At 67.0% G+C, this 20,808-nt stretch carries 20 protein-coding genes and 1 tRNA gene; 9 read left to right on the forward strand and 12 right to left on the reverse strand.

What is annotated here, in order from left to right; all coding sequences use genetic code 11:
- Window positions 1-136: 136 nt before the first annotated feature.
- From clpX to ASF00_RS00485, 5 genes are all read right to left on the reverse strand, one after another.
- Window positions 137-1,402: an ATP-dependent Clp protease ATP-binding subunit ClpX gene (gene clpX / locus ASF00_RS00465; RefSeq protein WP_031396414.1), complete on the reverse strand. Its 1,266-nt coding sequence runs from the start codon at window positions 1,400-1,402 to the stop codon at window positions 137-139.
- Between the two features lie 123 nt (window positions 1,403-1,525).
- Window positions 1,526-2,215, reverse strand: coding sequence for an ATP-dependent Clp protease proteolytic subunit (locus ASF00_RS00470; protein ID WP_055872713.1), 690 nt, complete (start codon window positions 2,213-2,215; stop codon window positions 1,526-1,528).
- Between the two features lie 258 nt (window positions 2,216-2,473).
- Window positions 2,474-3,400: a glycosyltransferase family 2 protein gene (locus ASF00_RS00475; RefSeq protein WP_055872714.1), complete on the reverse strand. Its 927-nt coding sequence runs from the start codon at window positions 3,398-3,400 to the stop codon at window positions 2,474-2,476.
- Between the two features lie 223 nt (window positions 3,401-3,623).
- Window positions 3,624-5,279, reverse strand: a complete 1,656-nt coding sequence (gene tig, locus ASF00_RS00480; protein ID WP_055872716.1) for a trigger factor — start codon at window positions 5,277-5,279, stop codon at window positions 3,624-3,626.
- 69 nt (window positions 5,280-5,348) lie between these two features.
- Window positions 5,349-5,433, reverse strand: a tRNA-Leu gene (locus tag ASF00_RS00485).
- 123 nt (window positions 5,434-5,556) lie between these two features.
- Here ASF00_RS00485 and ASF00_RS18760 point away from each other — a divergent pair.
- Window positions 5,557-5,712 (forward strand): hypothetical protein, encoded by a 156-nt coding sequence (locus ASF00_RS18760; protein WP_164913369.1) that lies wholly within the window; start codon window positions 5,557-5,559, stop codon window positions 5,710-5,712.
- Between the two features lie 9 nt (window positions 5,713-5,721).
- Window positions 5,722-5,952 carry a hypothetical protein gene (locus ASF00_RS00490; protein ID WP_055872718.1) on the forward strand — a complete coding sequence of 77 codons (231 nt, stop codon included), beginning with the start codon at window positions 5,722-5,724 and terminating at the stop codon, window positions 5,950-5,952.
- A 12-nt stretch (window positions 5,953-5,964) separates the two neighbouring features.
- On the opposite strand, the gene ASF00_RS00495 is transcribed toward ASF00_RS00490, so the two are convergent.
- Window positions 5,965-6,621, reverse strand: a complete 657-nt coding sequence (locus ASF00_RS00495; RefSeq protein ID WP_055872720.1) for a hypothetical protein — start codon at window positions 6,619-6,621, stop codon at window positions 5,965-5,967.
- Between the two features lie 112 nt (window positions 6,622-6,733).
- Here ASF00_RS00495 and ASF00_RS00500 point away from each other — a divergent pair, with 112 nt between their 5' ends.
- Window positions 6,734-7,435, forward strand: coding sequence for a retropepsin-like aspartic protease family protein (locus ASF00_RS00500; RefSeq protein ID WP_082463142.1), 702 nt, complete (start codon window positions 6,734-6,736; stop codon window positions 7,433-7,435).
- A 251-nt stretch (window positions 7,436-7,686) separates the two neighbouring features.
- Here ASF00_RS00500 and gatB read toward each other — a convergent pair whose 3' ends face one another.
- From gatB to gatC, 3 genes are read right to left on the reverse strand one after another with little or no spacing between them, the layout of a single operon-like run.
- Window positions 7,687-9,168: an Asp-tRNA(Asn)/Glu-tRNA(Gln) amidotransferase subunit GatB gene (gene gatB / locus ASF00_RS00505; protein ID WP_055872721.1), complete on the reverse strand. Its 1,482-nt coding sequence runs from the start codon at window positions 9,166-9,168 to the stop codon at window positions 7,687-7,689.
- Window position 9,169: 1 nt separating this feature from the next.
- Window positions 9,170-10,666: an Asp-tRNA(Asn)/Glu-tRNA(Gln) amidotransferase subunit GatA gene (gene gatA, locus ASF00_RS00510; RefSeq protein ID WP_055872722.1), complete on the reverse strand. Its 1,497-nt coding sequence runs from the start codon at window positions 10,664-10,666 to the stop codon at window positions 9,170-9,172.
- The gene (gene gatC / locus ASF00_RS00515; RefSeq protein WP_031396405.1) at window positions 10,666-10,968 is read right to left on the reverse strand and encodes an Asp-tRNA(Asn)/Glu-tRNA(Gln) amidotransferase subunit GatC; all 303 of its coding nucleotides are present in this window, start codon (window positions 10,966-10,968) and stop codon (window positions 10,666-10,668) included. The genes gatA and gatC overlap by 1 nt, the downstream gene beginning before the upstream one ends.
- Window positions 10,969-11,324: 356 nt before the next feature.
- Here gatC and ASF00_RS00520 point away from each other — a divergent pair, with 356 nt between their 5' ends.
- The 5 genes from ASF00_RS00520 to ASF00_RS00540 all read left to right on the forward strand — a co-directional run bounded on the left by ASF00_RS00520 (window position 11,325) and on the right by ASF00_RS00540 (window position 16,710).
- Window positions 11,325-12,434 carry a DUF3089 domain-containing protein gene (locus ASF00_RS00520; protein ID WP_055872723.1) on the forward strand — a complete coding sequence of 370 codons (1,110 nt, stop codon included), beginning with the start codon at window positions 11,325-11,327 and terminating at the stop codon, window positions 12,432-12,434.
- Complete coding sequence (ruvX, locus tag ASF00_RS00525; RefSeq protein WP_055872724.1) at window positions 12,431-12,898, forward strand: Holliday junction resolvase RuvX; 468 nt, start codon at window positions 12,431-12,433, stop codon at window positions 12,896-12,898. The genes ASF00_RS00520 and ruvX overlap by 4 nt, the downstream gene beginning before the upstream one ends.
- A 76-nt stretch (window positions 12,899-12,974) precedes the next feature.
- Window positions 12,975-14,465 carry a hypothetical protein gene (locus ASF00_RS00530; RefSeq protein WP_235525511.1) on the forward strand — a complete coding sequence of 497 codons (1,491 nt, stop codon included), beginning with the start codon at window positions 12,975-12,977 and terminating at the stop codon, window positions 14,463-14,465.
- Between the two features lie 41 nt (window positions 14,466-14,506).
- A complete protein-coding gene (locus ASF00_RS00535) occupies window positions 14,507-15,493 on the forward strand; it encodes an aspartate carbamoyltransferase catalytic subunit (protein ID WP_055872727.1) in 987 nt (328 codons plus the stop codon).
- Window positions 15,490-16,710: a dihydroorotase gene (locus ASF00_RS00540; RefSeq protein WP_055872729.1), complete on the forward strand. Its 1,221-nt coding sequence runs from the start codon at window positions 15,490-15,492 to the stop codon at window positions 16,708-16,710. The genes ASF00_RS00535 and ASF00_RS00540 overlap by 4 nt, the downstream gene beginning before the upstream one ends.
- 153 nt (window positions 16,711-16,863) lie before the next feature.
- Here ASF00_RS00540 and ASF00_RS00545 read toward each other — a convergent pair whose 3' ends face one another.
- From ASF00_RS00545 to ASF00_RS00555, 3 genes are read right to left on the reverse strand one after another with little or no spacing between them, the layout of a single operon-like run.
- On the reverse strand, window positions 16,864-18,180 hold the full coding sequence (locus ASF00_RS00545; protein WP_055872731.1) for an SPOR domain-containing protein: 1,317 nt from the start codon (window positions 18,178-18,180) through the stop codon (window positions 16,864-16,866).
- Window positions 18,181-18,196: 16 nt separating this feature from the next.
- Window positions 18,197-18,652 (reverse strand): hypothetical protein, encoded by a 456-nt coding sequence (locus ASF00_RS00550; RefSeq protein ID WP_055872733.1) that lies wholly within the window; start codon window positions 18,650-18,652, stop codon window positions 18,197-18,199.
- A 1-nt stretch (window position 18,653) separates the two neighbouring features.
- A complete protein-coding gene (locus tag ASF00_RS00555; protein WP_055872735.1) occupies window positions 18,654-19,358 on the reverse strand; it encodes a ParA family protein in 705 nt (234 codons plus the stop codon).
- A 196-nt stretch (window positions 19,359-19,554) separates the two neighbouring features.
- Here ASF00_RS00555 and ASF00_RS00560 point away from each other — a divergent pair, with 196 nt between their 5' ends.
- A complete protein-coding gene (locus ASF00_RS00560; RefSeq protein ID WP_055872737.1) occupies window positions 19,555-20,643 on the forward strand; it encodes an SPOR domain-containing protein in 1,089 nt (362 codons plus the stop codon).
- Window positions 20,644-20,808 lie beyond the last annotated feature (165 nt).

Here is a 20,808-nt window from a genome sequence, read left to right on the forward strand (position 1 = left end):
AAGACCCCCGTTCGGTATCCTGGGTCCTGACTTTCGTCAGGATGACGGAGGGCGAGTTTGCGGACGAGATCACACCCCAAACGAAAAAGGGCGCCGATCGCTCGACGCCCTTCCCCAATCGCAAACCAGCCGAGCCTTATGCCGCGTCGCCGGCCTTCTTCTTCTCGGCATAGACGCGGATCGGTTCCTTGCGGCCCTCGATCACGTCCTTGTCGATCATCACCTCGTCGACGCCGTCCATGCCGGGCAGATCGAACATCGTGTCGAGCAGGATGCTCTCCAGGATCGAACGAAGCCCGCGCGCACCGGTCTTGCGTTCGATGCCCTTCTTGGCGACCGAGACCAGCGCGTCGTCGGTAAAGCCGAGCGCGACGTCCTCCATTTCGAACAGCTTCTGGTACTGCTTGACCAGCGCGTTCTTCGGCTCCTTCAGGATCTTCACCAGCGCATCGACATCGAGATCCTCGAGCGTCGCGATCACCGGCAGGCGCCCCACGAACTCGGGGATGAGCCCGAACTTGAGCAGATCCTCAGGCTCGACCGACTTCAGCGTCTCGCCGGTCTTGCGCTCGTCGGGCCCGGCGACATACGCGCCGAAGCCGATCGACTTGCCCTGCAGACGATCGCCGATGATCTTCTCGAGACCGGAAAACGCACCGCCGCAGATGAACAGGATGTTCGTCGTATCCACCTGCAGGAACTCCTGCTGCGGATGCTTGCGCCCACCCTGTGGCGGCACCGACGCGGTCGTCCCCTCCATCAGCTTCAGCAGCGCCTGCTGCACGCCCTCGCCCGACACGTCGCGCGTGATCGACGGGTTCTCGGCCTTACGGCTGATCTTGTCGATCTCGTCGATATAGACGATCCCGCGCTGCGCCCGCTCGACATTGTAGTCGGAGGCCTGGAGCAGCTTGAGGATGATGTTCTCGACATCCTCGCCGACATAACCCGCTTCGGTCAGCGTCGTAGCATCGGCCATCGTGAACGGCACGTCGAGGATGCGGGCGAGCGTCTGGGCAAGCAGCGTCTTGCCGCAACCCGTCGGCCCGACAAGCAGGATGTTCGACTTGGACAGCTCGACATCGGCACCCTTGGCGCCGTGGTTGAGCCGCTTGTAGTGATTGTGCACCGCTACCGACAGGACGCGCTTGGCGCGCTTCTGGCCGATCACATAATCGTCGAGGACGTCGCAGATCTCCTGCGGAGTCGGCACGCCGCCGTCCTTCTTGGACACCAGCGCCGACTTCGTCTCCTCACGGATGATGTCGTTGCATAGCTCGACGCACTCGTCGCAGATGAAGACCGTCGGCCCGGCGATCAACTTGCGGACCTCGTGCTGCGACTTGCCGCAGAACGAGCAATAGAGGGTGCTCTTCGAGTCGCCACCGCTCAGCTTCGTCATTCAATCACCTCTCGCGCATGTCGGTGCACGTGCCGTTTCCGGGGCCGCTACCGTAACGTACCCCGGAGTTCCTACAATCAAATAAACCGGCGGGACGTACGATTCGCCCCGTGCCGGCCCCGCTTAAGCGGGTTTCGCTGCATCGTCCGCCGGTGCCGGACGCTTGTCGAACACTTCGTCGACCAGACCGAAGTCCTTGGCCTCGTTCGCTTCGAGGAACGTATCGCGGTCCATCCGGCGCTCGATCTCTTCGATCGGCTGACCGGTATACTGCGCGTACAGTTCATTCATGCGCTTGCGGATCCGCAGGATCTCGCGCGCCTGGATCTCGATGTCGCTGGCCATGCCCTGAGCACCACCCGATGGCTGATGGATCATGATGCGCGCGTTGGTCATCGCGACGCGCATGCCGGGCTCGCCGCTCGCGAGCAGGAAGCTGCCCATCGAGGCGGCCTGGCCGATGCACACCGTGCCGACGCGCGGGCGAATGTACCGCATCGTGTCATGGATCGCCATGCCCGCCGTGACGACACCGCCCGGCGAGTTGATGTACATGAAGATGTCTTTCTTCGGGTTCTCGGACTCGAGGAAGAGCAGCTGTGCGGTGATCAGCGAGGCCATGCCGTCCTCGACGCCACCGGTCACGAAGATGATGCGCTCGCGGAGCAGGCGCGAGAAGATGTCGAACGAGCGCTCTCCGCGGTTCGACTGCTCGATGACGATGGGAACCAGGCCTGCTTGCGTCTGCTGCAGGCCGAGCCCGGCGCTGGCCAATGGGCTAGCAAAGTCGCCGGTCTCGAACGGATTGTGCATGGAAATCTCTCTTATGCCCCAGTGAACTGCCAACATCGGCGCTCGCACGGGGGAGTTCAAGCCCTGCCCGCCCTCGCCCTAGCGCGGATCGGCTGTCCCAGGCAGAGGCCAAACGATCCTCCCCCGCCAGGGGGAGGTGGCGCCGAAGGCGTCGGAGGGGGAGGACACGGACCAGAGGTTTCGCTTACCTCCCCCTCCGTCTGGCTAACGCCAGCCACCTCCCCCTGGCGGGGGAGGATGACAGCAGGGGCATTGGAGTCAGATGCCGGGTGCGGGATAGGCGAGATACGCCAGCCGCCGCACCTCGCGCCGACCGCGGACAACGGTGTCCAGGATCAGGCCCGTGAACACGTTGAGCGCAGCGAAGATTCCGAGCCCGGTAATCAGGATCGCGGTCGGGAAGCGCGGCACCTGGTGGATCTCGATATAGGTCAGCACCAGCGGGATGCCGAGGACCAGCGCCAGCACCGCAAACGCCCCGCCGATCACACCGAAGAACCACAAGGGCCGCTCGATCCGGTACAAAGTGAAGATCGTCCGCAGGATCCGCCACCCGTCGCCATAGGTGCTGAGCTTCGATTCGGACCCCTCGGGCCGTGCGTAATAAGGCGTCTCGACCTCGCCAATCGGCATCTTGAGCTCGAGCGCGTGGACGCTGATCTCGGTCTCGATTTCGAACCCGGCGGACAGCGAGGGGAAGCTCTTCACGAACCGCCGCGAAAACACACGGTAGCCCGACAGGATATCGGTGAAGCTCCGCCCGAACAGTCGCGCGAGCATCCCCGTCAGCAGCGCGTTGCCGAAGCGGTGGCCGCGGCGATAGCTTTCCTGAACCTGGCTGATGCGCGAGCCGACGACCATGTCGAGCTGTTCGTCGAGCACGCGCGCGACCAGCGCCGGGGCGGAGGCAGCGTCATAAGTCGCGTCGCCATCGGCCATCACATAGATATCGGCATCGATGTCCGCGAACATCCGCCGGACGACCGCGCCCTTGCCCTGGATCCGCTCGGTCCGCACCACGGCACCCGCCGCGCGCGCGACCTCCACCGTCTGGTCGGCGCTGTTGTTGTCGTACACGTAGATGGTGGCACCCGGCAGCGCGGCGCGGAACCCCGCCACGGTCTGCGCGATCGCCGCCGCTTCGTTGTAGCAGGGGAGGAGGACGGCGATTCTCGGTTCGGTCATGCCCTGCCCTATCGTGCCGGAGGCTGCCTTGCAGATGCTATTTTCGGCCACCGAACCCCCTGAAACGCAAATCCCCGGCGGAGGCCGGGGTCCAGTCGGGGCAGGTCCATAACGGAGCTTTACGCGCCGTTATAGTAGCCTTTCCAACTGGACCCCGGCCTCCGCCGGGGAGGTGGCCCGAAAACGGGGTGCGTGCCTCAGCGACGAGGCACTCCGATCGGCGTTACGCCTCGGTCTTGGTCGGCGCCTTCTTGGCGCGCGGCTTCTTCACCGGTGCGTCGGCAGCTTCGGTACCCTCGGCATTCTCGGCCGCGACCGGCGACGACTCGGTCACCGCGGTCTCGGCCTCGACCGGTGCCGCCTTCTTCTTGGCAGGCGCCTTCTTTGCGGGCTTAGCCTCGTCCGCCGCGTCCGAAACCTGCGCCTCGTCCGTCACGGTCTCGTCCGCAGCAGTGTCGTCAGACGCAGGCTTGGCCTTCTTGGCAGCGGCCTTCTTCTTCGGCTTGTGGTTGTCGTGATCATGCACGTGCGTGCCGCTCGCGAAACCGTCCTCGCTCTCGATCGCAGCTTCCAGCTCTTCGCGGGTGGCTTCGCGATCGGTGATCTCGGCCTTCTCGAAGAGGAAGTCGACGACCTTGTCCTCGTACAGCGGCGCACGCAGCTGGGCGGCCGCCATTGGCTCGGACTGCACATACTGCATGAACTGCTGACGCTGCTCGGCCGGATACTGCTGGGCAGCCTGGGCGAGCAGACGCTGCATTTCCTGGTTGGAAACCTCGACGCCGTTCGCCTGGCCGATCTCGGACAGGAGGAGCCCCAGGCGCACGCGACGCTCGGCGATCTTGCGGTAATCGTCGCGCTCGCCTTCCATCTCGGCCATTGCGGCCTCGGGATCGGCTTCGTGCGTGGCTTCGTGCTGGAGCTGCGACCAGATCTGGTTGAACTCGGCTTCCACCATCGACGGCGGAACCTCGAAGTCGTGACCCTCGGCGAGCTGGTCGAGCAGCTTGCGCTTCATGTGCGTGCGCGTGAGCCCGTTATGCTCCTGCTCGATCTGACCCTTGAGCAGGCCCGTGAGCTGCTCGAGGCTCTCGAGACCCAGCGACTTGGCCAGATCCTCGTCGATCGCGCTCTCGCCCGCGGTCTTCACCGACTTGACGGTGATGTCGAACGTGGCCGGCTGACCCGCGAGCGACTTCTCCTGATACTCCTCGGGGAAGGTCACGTTCAGGACCTTGTCGTCGCCGGTCTTCACGCCGACGAGCTGATCCTCGAAGCCTGGGATCAGACGCCCTGCGCCGAGTTCGACGCCCATGTCGGTGCCCGTGCCGCCGTCGAACGCGACGCCGTCGGCGGTCTTGCCGACGAAATCGACGGTGACGAGGTCGCCCATCTGCGCGACGTAATCGTCAGCGGCGTCGTCCCACTTCTTCTGCTGGTCGGCGAACTTCTGGAGCTGTTCGGTGACCGCCTCGTCGGCGACGGGCACGGTCAGGCGCTCGAGCTTCAGGCCGTCGATCGCGGGTGCCGGCACCTGCGGGAGAACCTCCAGCTCGACCTTGACGACCGCGTCCTTGCCGATGTCGTAGCCGTCTTCCAGCTCGACCGAAGGCTGCATCGCGGGACGCAGCTGCTTTTCGGCGACGAGAGTCTGGACGCCCTCCTGGATCGCAGCATTCACCGCGTCCTGCGTCAGCGCCGGGCCGTGCATCTTGCGGATGAGGTTCGCCGGCACCTTGCCCGGACGGAAGCCCGGCATCTTCATCTGCGGCGCGAGGCGCTTCAGCTCGACATCGACCTTCGCATCGATATCCTTCGCAGTGATGGTGAGGGTGTAGGCGCGCTTGAGGCCCTCGTTCAACGTCTCGACAGTCTGCATGTCCGGCCTTTGTCTAAAAGAGCATTCGGGAAAAATTCGTCTGGGTGTCGCCCCGCCCGAGCGGCGGAGTGGTGCGGGCGAAGGGACTCGAACCCCCACATCTTGCGATGGCAGGACCTAAACCTGCTGCGTCTACCAGTTCCGCCACGCCCGCACAGGACATCGCCGTAGCGGGCGCGTCTATACCAACGTTGTATGCCGGGGCAAGCACGCAAGGCAACACGGCGGGCAACTACACGGGATCGCACGCGTTGATGCGGAAGAAGGAGAGAGCAACATGGCTACCCAACCCCCCGCAGAATTCCCTACGCCCTCGTCGCCCGCCGAGCCAACGACGCCACCGCCGGAGTTCAATCCACCCGCACCCGACGTGGACTATCCCGATCCGAGCGGACCCTCGACCGACCCCACCCCCATCCAGCCCGAAGTCTGAGGGACCATCATGCCCGATACCAAGCCCTCTGCGCATGCCGGCACTGATCCGGATACACGCCCCGAGGATCGCGACGCGGATACGCGCAGCGACATCGAACAGGCGGTCGCGTCGCGATCCGACGCGGTCGAACGCGGTGACGGTGGCGCCGAGCCCGAAACCTTCACCGACTCAGGGCTCCCCGACGGCGTCGGCGGCACCGGCGGCGTGACCAAGAACCAGGACTCCGACGCCCAGTAACCGCGAGCGTGGTCAGGGCTGCGGCAGATGGTGGCCGACGCGATACGCGTCGACCGCCATCAGCATACCCGCAATCTCCGCCGTCGAAAGCATCAGGATGCGCTCGCCGCCTGCCCTTGCCGTCACCTTGAATTGCCACGGCGTCATCACGCCCGGGATATAACGTTCCGCCTGCTGCCTGAGTACCGAGCCCGCGATCCTCAAGCCGATCGTTTCGGATCGGGGACAGATCCATCCTCGCCGACACACGGTTCGCAGCCGCGCGATCCGGTCGACACGGGCCGACAACGGGCCGCCGGGCGCTTCATAGGTCGCGCTGTCCCAACGCACCCAGCTGTAGGCGCGATATCGGATCGACGCATAGACCTGGTAACTCACCTGGCCCGTCGTCTTGTCGATGAACGCGCGCAGGAACACATCGTCGGGCGCGTGCCCGCCGAACGACCGGTGCTCGACGAACCCGTTCGTCGAGGTGAGCGTCGCAACGCGGTCGAGCGCATCGTCAGACAATGTCGTCCGCGCCTGGAACGCCGACGGAGTCATCAAACGGAGCCGATCGACGTCGCCCTGGTTGCTCGACAAGACCGCAGACGGTGCAGCATGGCTCGGCACGACCAGCGCGGTCGCGGCCGCCAAGGCTATCGCTGCATAGCCACCGTGCTTCGCCATATCTCGCCCACCTTCGGTCCCTGCGGCACAGGGCATAGCGCTTGCGAAACGCACCGGCGACGACAACCCGGACCGTTCTCGACCGTCTCGCCGCCGCCCGCCCGAATGATTCATGACCGGTCAGCCTCGATACAGCTTGGCGCCGCTACTATGTTCCCGTTTCACCCTGTCGTCCGAGGACCCGCCGATCTTCTCCTTTCCCGATTTCGCCCAGCACCAGACGCTCTATGGCGCGATCGCCGTCGCGGTCCTCGTGCTAATCGTCGCGCAGCGGATTCCGGTCATTCGCACGCTGGTGAATGGTGCGATCACGCTCGCCCTCGTCGCGCTGCTGTTCGTCGCGATCGGCCAGCGGAGCCAGTTCGATCCCTATCTGGGCAAGATCACGAAGCTGCTCCGGATCGACGACCAGCAGGTCGTCGGCGGCGAAGTGCGGATCCGGATGTCGTCCGACGGGCATTTCTGGGCGCGTGCGCGGATCGATGGGGTCGAGCGCCGGTTGCTGATCGACAGCGGCGCGACGATCACCGCGCTGTCGACGAAGACCGCGGAAGCGGCCGGGATCGATGCGCGGCCGAGCGTCGTGCCGATCGTCCTGCAGACCGCCAATGGCGCGATTGCCGCGCAGTCGGGCAAGATCGGCGAACTGAAACTCGGCGCGATCGTCGCGCGTGATCTGCAGGTGGTGGTGTCGCCTGCGTTCGGGGACACCAGCGTGCTGGGGATGAACTTCCTGTCGCGCCTCGCCTCGTGGCGGGTCGAGGAGAATGTGCTGATCCTGGTGCCGCATCATCCGCAGAAGGTGGACGCGTAACGCTTCCGACCATACCACCCCGGCGAAGGCCGGGGCCCAATTGGGCAGGTCCTGATAACGAAGCGCCGACCTTCGTTGGCACCGTTCCCCAATTGGGCCCCGGCCTTCGCCGGGGTGGGGGCATCGTTGACGCTTTCTCTAACGCTCCAGTTCCCCCGCGAACGCGGGGGCCCAGGAATCAAGCAGTGCGGCGCTCCGTTACCCTGGACGCCCGCCTTCGCGGGAGAACGGAGAGGTTGGGAGCAAAGACGTTACGGCGCCACCGACTCCCCAAGCGCGCTCTTCAGCACCTCGTTCACCACGGCCGGGTTGGCCTTTCCCCCCATCGCCTTCATCGTCTGCCCGACAAAGAACCCGAACAGCTTGTCCTTGCCGCCACGGTAATCGGCGACCTTGTCAGCATTCGCGGCCATTACCTCGGCGATGACCTTCTCGATCTCACCCGTATCGCTGGTCTGCTTCAACCCGCGATCCTCGACCACCTTGCCCGCGCCGTCACCGGTCTCGAGCATCACCTCGAACACCTGCTTGGCGAGACTGCCCGACAGCGTACCGTCGGCAATCAGCCCGAGCAGTTCGGCTGCCTGCGCCGGCGAGACCGGCGAGTTGGCAATATCCTTGCCGGTGCGGTTGAGCGCGCCGAACAGTTCCGACGTCGTCCAATTCGCCGCCGCCGCGGGCTTCACGCCCGCGTCGAGCAACGCATCGAACCAGCGCGCCGCCTCGACCTCGGCAGTCAGCACCGTCGCCTGATAGGCGGTGATCCCGAGCGCCTCGTACCGCGCCCGCTTCGCGTCGGGCAGTTCGGGCAGCGACGCACGGCATTCCTCGAGGAACGCATCGTCGAGCACGAGCGGCAACAGATCGGGATCGGGGAAGTAGCGGTAATCATGCGCATCTTCCTTCGACCGCATCGAGCGCGTCTCGTTGCGATCGGGATCGTAGAGCCGCGTCTCCTGCTGGATCTTGCCGCCGGCCTCGAGCACCTCGACCTGGCGCCTGGCCTCCTGCTCGACCACCGCCATCACGAAGCGCACCGAATTGACGTTCTTCGTCTCGGTCCGCGTGCCAAGCTCGTCGCCCACCTTGCGCACGCTGACATTGACGTCCGCGCGCATCGAGCCCTCTTCCATGTTGCCGTCGCACGATCCGACATAGCGCAGGATCGACCGCAACTTGCGCAGATACGCCCCTGTTTCCGCCGGCGATGCCAGATCGGGCTTCGACACGATCTCCATCAGCGCGACGCCCGAGCGGTTGAGATCGACATAGGACTGGGTCGGATGCTGGTCATGCATCAGCTTGCCCGCATCCTGCTCGACATGGATCCGCTCGACACCGATCCGCTTGCCGGCCGCGTCGGGGTTCTTGTCGTCGAGGCTGATGTCGATCGCGCCTTCGCCGACGATCGGATGATAGAGCTGGCTGATCTGATAGCCCTGCGGCAGATCGGCGTAGAAATAATTCTTCCGGTCGAACCGCGACCATTTGTTGATCTGCGCCTCGATCGCCATGCCGGTGCGCACCGCCTGGCGGATGCATTCGCGGTTCGGCACCGGCAGCATGCCGGGCATCGCCGCGTCGACGAGGCTGACCTGCGTGTTGGGCTCGGCACCGAACGCGGTCGCTGCGCCCGAGAACAGCTTGGCGTTCGACGTCACCTGCGCATGGACTTCGAGGCCGACAACGACCTCCCACTCGCCGGTTTCGCCCTGGATTCTGTAATCGCTCATGTTACCACCAAGCCTCTGGCCGTGCCGTAAATCCTGCCCGCTGTTCGATCGCGAGCCCTGCGTTCAGCACGCCTTGTTCGTCGAGCGGCTTGCCGATGATCTGCAAGCCCAGCGGCAGCCCCTGCTTGTCGAGGCCACCCGGCACCGACATCGCCGGCAGACCCGCCAGCGACGACGGCACAGTGAAGACGTCGTTCAGGTACATCGCGATCGGATCGGCCGACTTCTCGCCGAGCGCGAAGGCCGCCGAGGGTGCGGTCGGCGTGAGCAGGACGTCGCACGTCTCCCACGCCTTCTCGAAATCGCGCGCGATCAGCGTCCGGACCTTCTGCGCCTGCGTATAATAGGCGTCATAGAAGCCTGCCGACAGCACATAGGTGCCGATCATGATGCGACGCTTCACCTCGGGGCCGAAGCCGTCGGCGCGCGTCGCGGCGTACATGTCCTGCAAGCCCGAGCCCGCGGGCAGGTCGCGGATGCCGTAGCGCACGCCGTCATAGCGCGCGAGGTTCGACGACGCCTCGGCGGGCGCGATGATGTAATAAGCGGGCAGCGCATATTTGGTGTGCGGGAGCGAGACCTCGACGATCGTCGCGCCGGCATCTTTCATCCACTCGATGCCCTTCTGCCAGAGCGCCTCGATCTCCTCGGGCATGCCCTCGACGCGGTATTCCTTGGGAATACCGACGCGCAGGCCCGCGAGGCTGGCCGACAGACCCGCTTCCCATTTCGGCACGTCGAGCTGAAGCGAGGTGCCGTCCTTCGAATCGAACCCAGCCATCGCCTCGAGCAGGATCGCGCAGTCGCGGACGTCGCGCGCCATCGGCCCGGCCTGGTCGAGCGACGAGGCGAACGCGATCGTCCCCCAGCGCGAGCAGCGGCCATAGGTCGGCTTGATCCCCGAAATGCCGGTAAAGGCGGCGGGCTGGCGGATCGAACCGCCGGTATCGGTGCCGGTCGCGCCGGGGCAAAGCCGCGCGGCGACCGCCGAAGACGAACCGCCCGACGATCCGCCGGGTGCGAGCGCGGCGTTGCCCCCCACTCCATTGGCGTCGTTGCGCTTCCACGGGCTGATGACGTTGCCGAACGCGGAGGTCTCGTTCGACGACCCCATCGCGAACTGGTCCATGTTCAGCTTGCCGAGCATCCCCGCGCCCGCATCCCACAGATTCTGCGAGACGGTCGACTCATAGGTCGGCGTGAAGCCCTCGAGGATATGGCTCGCCGCGGTCGTCGTGACGCCCTTGGTGCAGAACAGGTCCTTCATGCCGATCGGTACGCCCGCCAGCGGCTTGAGCGTCTCGCCGGCGGCGCGGGCGGTATCGGCCGCGGTGGCGGCGGCGATCGCATGCTCGGGCGTCTCGACCAGGAACGCGTTGAGCGCCTTGGCCTGGCTCACCTTGACGATGAACGCATCGGCGACGTCGCGCGCCGTGAAGCTGCCGTCGCGCACGCCGTCGCGGATGCCGGCGATGCCGAGATCGGTAAGGTCGGTCATTATTCGATCACCTTGGGCACGGCGAAGAAGCCGTGTTCAGCTACGGGCGCGTTGGCCAGAACCTGCTCGCGGATATTGCCGCCGGTCAGCGGATCGGCGTTGACGACGTCGTCGCGCAGCCTGAGCGTGTTGGGGATGACAGCGGTCATCGGCTCGACGCCGGTCGTATCGACCTCGCCCAGCATCTCGATCCAGCCAAGGATGTTTCCGAGTTCCGGCGCCATGCGGGCGGCGTCCTCGTCGGTGATCGCGATGCGCGCAAGGCTCGCGATCCGCTTCACGGTTGCAGTATCTACGGACATGCCGCTCGGCTAGCACCGCGTGGCGCGAAGGCGCAATATGTTTCCCGTGCGAGATCTAATCCTCCCCCGCCAGTGGGAGGTGGCGCCGAAGGCGACGGAGGGGGCGGACACGCAACAGGCGTTTCCCTTTCCTCCCCCTCCGTCAGGCTACCGCCTGCCACCTCCCCCTGGCGGGGGAGGATTGATCGCCCTTCTAGTTCCCCGCGGAGGCGGGGGCCCAGGATTACAGGCGGTATCGTTCGAGACCCTGGGCCCCCGCCTCCGCCGGGGAACAGCTTAGTTCAAACAACCGCGCCCGTTGCAACCGCCCCCGGCTTGCGGCACGGGAGCCACACCGCCTGCACGGAAGGTCCCGCTTGGCCCGCAAATTCCTCTATTTCGTCGCGACGATGATCGTTCTCGCGATCGCCGCGCTGCTAGCCTACCGCCTGTTCGGGACCGACATGATCCGCATGGCGATGGTCCCACGCGCGCGTTTCGAGGCGCAGCGCGAGGCCCCGCGCAACATCTATGCGCGCAAGATCCTGTGGCTCGCGCGCCCTGACAAGGCCGGCAACCCCGCGCTCTGGACGCCCCCAGGCTTTACGCCCGCGCAGCGCGGCACCGGCGCGGCGATCTTCTTCATCCACCCGACATCGTACATCAACCGCGACCATTGGAACGCGCCGATCGACGATCCGGAGACCAACGCGCGCGCCGAACTCTTCCTCCGCGGCCAAGCGAGCGCGTTCAACGAGGCCGGCGACATCTGGGCGCCGCGCTATCGCCAGGCGACCTTCGGCGCGTTCCTGACCAGCGCCGCCGAGAGCGAACGCGCGCTCGCGCTTGCCTATGGCGACGTGTCGGCGGCGTTCGACCGCTTCCTGAAGGAAGTCGGCCCGACCCGCCCGATCATCCTCGCCGGCCACAGCCAGGGCGGCGCGCACCTCACCCGGCTGCTGCGCGACCGGATCGCGACCGACCCGACACTGCGCGCACGGATCGTGGCCGCCTATGTCGTCGGCTGGCCCGTCTCGCGCACCACCGACCTGCCGCGCATGGGCCTGCCCGAATGCCGCACGGCCGAGCAGACCGGCTGCATCCTGTCCTGGGAAAGCTTCGCCGAGCCCGCCGACCCATCGCTGATCGTCGACGCCTATGACGCCACGATCGGGTTCGACGGCCGGCCGCGCAAGGGCACGCCGATCGTCTGCACCAACCCGCTGACCGGCACCGCAGACGCGGCCGCGCCCGCGACCGCCAACCTCGGGACATTGGTCCCCGCCGCGGATCTCGCGACCGCGACGATGGCGGTCGGCAGCGTGCCCGCGCGCTGCGCCGACCGCGGCTTCCTGCTGATCGGCGACGGGCCGAACCTCGGGCCGTACGTGCTGCCGGGCAACAACTACCACGTCTACGACTATAGCCTGTTCTGGGCGAACGTCCGCGCCGACGCCAACCGCCGCCTGAAGGCCTTCGCGCAATGATCACGCTTTCCGCAGCCCAGTTCCGCGACGCGCTGCCCGATGGCGGCCGGCTGATCGGCCTCGACGTCGGCACCAAGACGATCGGCACCGCTTTGTGCGACGCGGGCTGGTCGTTCGCGAGCCCCGCGCTGCTGATCCGCCGCACGAAATTCCAGAAGGACAAGGCCGCGCTCGCCGAGATCATCACCGCGCAGAAGGTCGTCGGCCTCGTCATCGGCCTGCCGATCAACCTCGACGGCAGCGAAAGCCCACGCTCGCAATCGACGCGAGCCTTTGCGCAGAACCTCAAGGACATGGGGTTGCCGATCCTGCTCCAGGACGAGCGCTGGTCGACCGTCGCGGTCACCCGCACGCTGATCGAACAGGACGCCAGCCGCGCCAAGCGCGCCGAACTCGTCGACAAGATGGCCGCCGCTTACATCCTCCAGGGCGCGATCGATGCGCTGGTGACCGCGCAGATATAGCGCGCCGTTAACCGTCCCTTGGCGGATCCTGTGCGATGGCGCGCGCATGCCGATAGCGACCGACCAGGATAGGCCGATGCCGTGGTGGGCCACGCGCCGCTACCTCGCGCTGGTCAGCGTGCTGCTCGCCATTCCGCTATCGGGGCCGGCGATCCCGCCCCTGACCGACATTTTCGGCCATCTGGCGCGCTATACGATCGTCGCGCGGATCGACGCTTCGGCCTATCTCCACCAGTGGTTCGCGACGCACGGGCACCTGTCGGGCAATTCGGGCGTCGACCTGATCGCCGCCTGGTTCGGTCCCATAGTCGGCATCATCCCCGTCACGAAGTTGGCCCTGATCGCGACGGCGGTGCTGACCGGCGGCGGCATGCTGCTCACTGCACGCGCGGCGCATGGCCGGCTGCCACCGACCGCGCCGTTCGCGCTGCCGCTCACATTCGGCATGCCGTTTCAGTATGGCTTCCTCAACTACAGTCTGTCGGTCGCGCTCGTGTTTCCCGCGATCGCGTTGTGGTTGCGCTTGCGTCGCGGCGCCGTTCGCGCTGCCGTCTTCATACCCGTCGGTCTGGTGATCTGGGTCACGCATCTCGCCGGCTGGGGACTGCTCGGCCTCGTCCTCTTCGCGATCGAGCTGGCGACCGCGCGACGCGATGGCGCCCCCTGGTGGCGCGCCGTCATCGCCTGCCTGCCGCTCGTCGCGCCGGTCGCGATTCTGCTGCTCCCGTCTGGCGGATCGTCGACGATCGGCGTCTCGCACTGGTTCGACGGATCGCTGAAGCTGTTCTTCATCGTCGCCGTGCTCCGCGATCAAAACGCCGTTTTCGACATCGCGAGCGCCGCGCTGCTGGTGGCGCTCGTCATGTTCGGTATTCGCGGGATGGGCTTCCGCATGGAGCCGCGCCTGGCTTGCGCGGCGGCGGCGGTGTTTGCGGCGTTCCTCGTCATGCCGGGCATGATCATGGGCTCCGCGCTCGCCGACATGCGCGTGCTGCCCTACGCACTGGCCCTGGCGATCCTGGCGCTATCCCCAACATCCACGGCACAGCGTGACCTCACGCTGCTGGCGATCGCCGCGCTGGCGTTTCTCGGACTGCGGCTGGCGGTACAGACGATCGGCTGGTCGCGTACCGCCGCGCTGCAACGGGAACAACTCGCCGCGCTCGACCATGTTCCGCAGGGTAGCCGCGTGTTCGTGCTCGTCACTTTGCCCTGCGAAACGGCATGGCGCAGTCACCGGATGGATCATATCGGTCTGATGGCGATCGTCCGCCGTGAGGCGTTCGTCAACGGCGTGTGGGACATGCCGTCGTCGCAACTGACGGTGCACCGACCCGACGCGACCGGCTTCGTCTACGCCGGTAGCCAGACGCTGTTCCCCGCGGGGTGCCGGTACGACGCGCAGTACGACCTCGCACACGCGCTCGCGACGCTGCCGAGGGCGGCATTCGACCTTGTCTGGGTGGTCGACACGCCGCGCACCGCCTGGCCGAAGGACCGCGGCCTCCGCCGGATATGGTCCGGCGATCGCGGCGTGCTGTACCGGATACCGCACACGCCGATCTGAGCCTTGCCCCCCGCGTCCGCGACCACTATCCCGCGGCTCCAATGCGACCATCAGATCACCGCCCCGCCGCCCTCATCGAAGGCGGCGCCGTCTTCCCGCACCGGCATCTCACCGGTATCGACGGGCTCCAGCCGCACGAGATCGCGTTCCTGCTCGACGAGGCGGAAACCTGGGTCAGCGCGAACCGGACGCATGCGACTCCGGACAAGCGGCTGGCGGGACTTACCCAGATCAACGCGTTCTTCGAGAATTCGACCCGGACGTTGCTGTCGTTCGAGATCGCCGGCAAGCGGCTGGGCGCCGACGTCGTCAACATGCATGCGGCGCAGTCCAGCGTGAAGAAGGGCGAGACGCTGATCGACACTGCGATGACGCTGAACGCAATGCGCGCGGACGTGATCGTGATCCGCCACATGTCGTCGGGCGCGGTGCGTCTGATCGCGGACAAGGTCGATTGCCCGGTGCTCAACGCGGGCGATGGGCGCCACGAGCATCCCACCCAGGCACTGCTCGATGCGCTGACGATCCGGCGGCGCAAGGGCGCCATCGCGGGGCAGCGCGTCGTGATCTGCGGCGATCTGCTGCACAGCCGGGTCGCGCGATCAAACATCCTCGCGCTGACGGCACTGGCCGCCGAGGTGCGCGTCTGCGCGCCGTCGACGCTGATGCCGCCGATGATCGAGCGGATGGGGGTCACCGCGTTCACCGATTTCGACACGGCGCTGGAGGGGGCGGACGTGGTGATGATGCTGCGGTTGCAGAACGAGCGGATGGACGGGGCCTATGTCCCCTCCACGCGCGAATACCGGCTCCGCTACGGCCTGACGCTCGACCGGCTGGCAAAGGCGGCGCCCGATGCACTGGTAATGCACCCCGGACCGATGAACCGCGGCGTCGAGATCGACTCTGCGGTCGCCGACCATGCCCGCTCGGCGATCACCGAGCAGGTCGAGATGGGGGTTGCAGTCCGCATGGCGTGCCTCGACGTGCTGACGCGGAGAGCGCGCGGCGTGGAGGGCTGGGCATGATCCTCGCCCTCACCAACGCGACGCTCGCCTGCCCGGTCGGCGGCGTGACGACGGGCAATCTGCTGGTCCGCGACGGCGTGATCGTCGCGACCGGGATCGTCGATATTCCCCAGGAGGCCGACGTCGTCGATTGCGGCGGCAAGACCCTCGCACCCGGGATCGTCGATCTCGGCGTGGCGAAGGTCGATCGCGCGGCGTTCCGCGCGGGCGGGATCGTCCGGATCGGCCTGATGCCAGACCAGTCGCCGGTGCTCGACGATCCCGGCATCGTCCAGCGCGCCGCGCTGATCGGCAAGCCCGACCTCTGGATCCATCCGATCGCGGCGGCCACGCGCGGGCTCGCCGGCCATGACCTTGCCGAAATGGCGATCTGCCTGTCGGCGGGAGCGAAGGCGGTCGGCACCGGTCGGCACTGGATCGCCGACAGCGGCGTGATGCGGCGCGTGCTGGCGTATGCGCGCGATCTCGACGTGACGGTAATCACGCATGCCGAGGACGGCGGGCTGACCGCCGGCGCGGTCGCGACCGAGGGCGAAACGGCGACGCGGCTCGGCCTGCCCGCCGCGCCCGCGATGGCCGAAGCGCTGGCGATCGCGCGCGACCTGATGCTCGCCGAGGATACCGGCGCGCGACTCCACATCCGCCAGGTCACGACGGCTGCGGGTTTCGACCTGGTCCGCGCGGCCAAGCGGCGCGGCGTCGCCGTGACGTGCGGGATCACGCCCGCGCATCTGCACCTGTCCGAGATTGCGGTCAGCGATTTCCGCTCGTTTGCGCTGCTCTCGCCGCCGCTGCGTGCGGAAAGCGATCGGCGTGCGGCGCTGGCAGCGATCGCCGACGGAACGATCGACGTGCTATGCTCGGGGCATGAGCCGCGCGGCCCCGAGGAGAAGCGGCTGCCGTTCACCGACGCGACCAGCGGCATGGCGGGCGCGGAAACGCTGCTGCCGCTCGCGCTGATGCTGGTGCGCGACGCGCATCTGACGCTGGAGCGGCTGTTCGCGCTGCTCGCCCGCAATCCGGCGCGGGTGCTTGGGCTCGATACGGGAACGCTCGAAGCGGGCAAACCTGGCGATCTGATGCTGTTCGATGGCCATGCGCCGTGGCAGATCGTCGGCGAGGCGTTCAAGGCCGACGCGGGGAATACGCCGTTCGACGGGCTTCCGGTGCAGGGGCGGGTGCTGCGATTGTGGAAAGGTGGGCGCGAGGTTCGGTAAATTCCAGACCACGCGCGCGCGTACCGCCGGCGAACGACGGGGCTCGGCGAACACCGGCGGCACTACGTAGCGTCCTGCCCGCTCAGTGACATGCCCATGCGGGCCCGGCCATCGCCGGGGTGCAAATCATCCGACGGACGGAACGGCAAGCCCCTACCGCGACGCCAGTTGCATCCCCGGCTTGCGGAGCCATTGCGCCATGGCATCGCCTGCGCCGATCCGGACGAAGCACGCCCCGCCCTTGGCGCGGTATTGGAGGCACATCGCATCCGCGGTGGACCGGCTGAACCCGCCGACCGACAGGCGGTAGAAATCCTCGCCATCCGCTTTGAAGGTCATGCCATTGGGGTTATAGCCCGCGAGCACCGCGAACCGCTTGGCCGCACGCCCCCACGCATCGCGCGCGACCCCCGCGTTTTCGAACGCACCAAGTTGCACATACCAATGCCCGCTTGCCGGCGCCTTTACCTGATAGGCGGCGGTCGCCATGCCACGACCCGACGGGGCGGAAGCGGATGCGACCTTGATCGGGCCGCCAGCAGGTCGAAGCATCAACGCGGGTATCGCCTGGACGACCTCCTGCCGCGGACCGAACGAGACTTTGGAGACGCCCCCGACCGGCCCCGCGGTTGCGGCAACGGCGACCTCGACAGGCGGCTCTATTGTCACCGGGTCGACCACGGCGAGCGCCTGATCGGGCGAACCGGGGGTCGGCGCGGGCGCGTTCAGCGCCAACGCGACCGGCTGCCCCGCATCCGCCATCGCCCGCACGCCGAGCAGGCTTGCGACCTGATCCGACGCGTTGACCGGCTGCGCGAATTTCGCCCATTGCTCGAGCCGTGCGTCGACGTCGGCCGGCGCCATATCCGCCGCCGCAACCACGCGCGCCTCCTGCCAGCGGCCGGCAAGCGCAAAGCTCAGCGCAAGATTCTGCCGCACTTTCGCGGTCGTCTCGGACGACCGTGCGGTCTCGGTCAGCAGCGTGATCCCAGCCGCGGTATCGCCCGCGAGCGAGAGTGCCAGCCCACGATCGAGCGCCGGAATGATCGTCGTGTTCGCCGCCAGCGTCTGCCGGGCCGCCTGCCAGTCCCCGGTTGCGACCTGCGCCAACGCGAGGTTGAGCGCCGCCTTGCCGTTGGTCGGCGACAGTTGAAGCGTATCCGCAAACGCATGCGAGGCCGAGGCGAACCGTCCGCCTTGCAGATAGCTTTGGCCGAGCAGCATGCGATACTCCGCCGACTGCGGCATCAGCACCACCGCGCGCTCCGCAAAATTGATCGCTGTCGGACCATCACGCTTGCCGAGCGCCGTCTGCGCCCGGCCCGCATCCGCCGCCGCGCGCTTGGCGGCCAGCGCGCCGCTGCGGTCGCTGGCCGAGGCTATGCCCCCGCCATTGGCCGCACAGCCGACCATGGTACCGCCTAGCAGGAGGGCGGAGATACCGCCGAGAAGAAGTGCGCGCGTGGTCATCAGGATAATCCCTGTTTCAACGTTTTGGCTTGGTCGACGGCAGCTGCGCGACGAGCGCATCCACCTCCGGTAGTGTCTGTAGAAAGGCATCGAGCGCGAGCGTGACGAGACGTTGCGACGACGATCCGGTGACCGCCCCCGCCAGCCGCAGCCGGAGGTGCCGATCGCTGTCGAGCCGCAAGGTAAATGCGGCCTTCGCGCCCTTGGTCTTGGCCAGTGTCTCGCGCCCGATCCGTGCTGCGGTGGCGTTCGACACGGCGGTAACCGCGACCGGACGCCCGATCTCGACCTGCAACGCCGCGCGCTCGACCAGCACCGACGGAACCTGCGCGCCCATCTCGTTCCAGCCGAGGTCATCGCTGGCGTCGTGTGCCGGCGCGCTCACGTCCTGCGGGCGCATCGCCGGACGCGCGGTGCCCTTGCGCGCGAGCAGCGACGAGGACAGCGAGGCGATTGGTTTGGGCTGTGCCATTTCAGCCGACACCCCGGCGGCCGAAACCCCCTGCGGCGGGCCGCTGCCCCGCTATGGTCGGCACGCTGAACACGGTGCGGCGGAAGTTCTTCTCGAGCCGGTCGCAGACATAGCGCCACAGCGCCTCGATCTCCGCGGTCGAGCGGCTCTTCGCGTCAAGCTCCATCACCGTGCGACCGTCAATCATCGACGATGCGAAATCGGTACGCTGGTGGACGATGATCGGCGCCACCGTGCCGTGCTGCGACAGCGCCAGCGCGGCATCGGCGGTAATCCGCGCTTTCGGCGTGGCGGCGTTGACGACGAAGATCAGCGGCTTGCCGGCGCGCGCGCACATGTCGACGGTCGCTCCGACCGCGCGCAGGTCGTGCGGGCTCGGCCGAGTCGGCACGACGATGAGCTCGGCGACCTGGATCACGCTCTGGATCGCCATCGTGATCGCGGGCGGGGTGTCGATCATCGCCAGCTTGAAGCCCTGGAGGCGGAGGATCTCGAGATCGGCGGCCAGCCGCGCGACGGTGGTCTGTGCGAACGCCGGCTCCTCGGCGGCGCGCTCGTTCCACCAGTCGGACAGCGATCCCTGCGGATCGATGTCGATCAACACTACCGGACCATGGCCCGCACGCTCCGCCTGGACGGCGAGATGACCCGTCAAGGTCGTCTTCCCCGATCCCCCCTTCTGCGATGCGAACGCTAGAACGCGCATAAGTCCCGACCCCTGGTATCCGCGAGTAGCGTGCCACGCAGCGGTCTAAGAAGCGGTTAACGTCGTGTCATAATGGGTCGAACTCGAACGATCCTGGTAAGGAAAGTACCGGACGCGTGCGAAAGCCTTGCGCGCCCCTTTGCCTAATGCGGCGAACGGCGGCATGGTGGCGACGAGCGGATATGGGATTAGAGCGATGACGGTTGGGCGTAAGCTTCTGGTGGGTGCGATCGCTATGAGCGGGCTGCTGGCCGCCGCCCCCGCCTTTGCTGATGTGAAGGCCGGCGTCGATGCCTGGGCGAAGGGCGATTTCCCCCGTGCGGTCGCGGAATGGCGGCCGCTCGCGATCGCCGGGGATGCCGATGCGCAGTTCAATCTGGCGCAGGCTTACAAGCTCGGCCGTGGCGTCCCGCTCGATCCCGCGCTGGCCGAAAGCTGGTTCCGCAAGGCGGCGTTGCAGGGGCACCTCCAGGCAGGTGACAATTACGGCCTCGCGCTGTTTCAGGCCAACAAGAAGTCGGATGCGCTGCCGTGGCTGGAGAAATCGGTCGCCCGCGGCGAACCGCGCGCGCAGCTCGTGCTGGGGACGATGCTGTTCAACGGCGACGGCGTGCCACGCGATTTCCCGCGTGCCTATGCGCTGATGACGCGCGCTTCCGCGTCGGGGCTGCAGTCGGCCTCGCAGACGCTGACGCAGATGGACCAGTATATCTCGCCCGCCGACCGTGAGAAGGGCACCGCACTGGCGCAACAATATGCGTTGCAGGCCAGGCCCGCTGCACCGTCGCGCGCAACCGTCGGTCAGCCTGCAGACGCGGCAGGCCAACGCGTGGCGACGCGGCCCGGTATCTCGGCCGGCGGCCAGGTCGAGATTCCGCCATCGCGGATCGCCGAGACGCCGCGCCCGACGCGGATGCCCCCGAGCTCGCTGCCCGCGCGCGTGCCCGGGCCGACCCGTGAGCCCATGCCGACGTCGCCCAAGCTCACGCCAGCTAAGTCCGCACCGGCAAAAGCGGTCGCCGCAAAATCCACGCCGAAACCCGAGGCAAAGCCCGCCCCCGCAAGGCCGACCGGCAACTGGCGCGTCCAGCTCGGTGCATTCCGCGATCAGGGCAACGCCGAGACGCTGTGGAGCCGCGTCCGTGGCAAGCTCCGCGGCGCACAACCCTTCTACCCGAAGGCTGGCGGCGTTACGCGTCTCCAGGCCGGGGGCTTCGCCTCGAAGGCGGACGCCACGCGTGCGTGTTTAGCGGCAGGCGTGCCATGCGTGATCGTTGCGCCCTGACCTGATGCGTCGACACGCAGCGATACTGTGACAAGGATGCACGGATGGTCTTTCTAATCTTGGCTTTGGTGGCGGCGCCGGCAAACTGCACCGATTTCAGGCAGCAATGCCGTGCGTGCCCTACCAGGGGTAGCGACAAGGGCTGTTCGTCGATCGGCATAGCCT

The sequence above is a fragment of the Sphingomonas sp. Leaf34 genome (assembly GCF_001421805.1).
Classification (GTDB): Bacteria; Pseudomonadota; Alphaproteobacteria; order Sphingomonadales; family Sphingomonadaceae; genus Sphingomonas.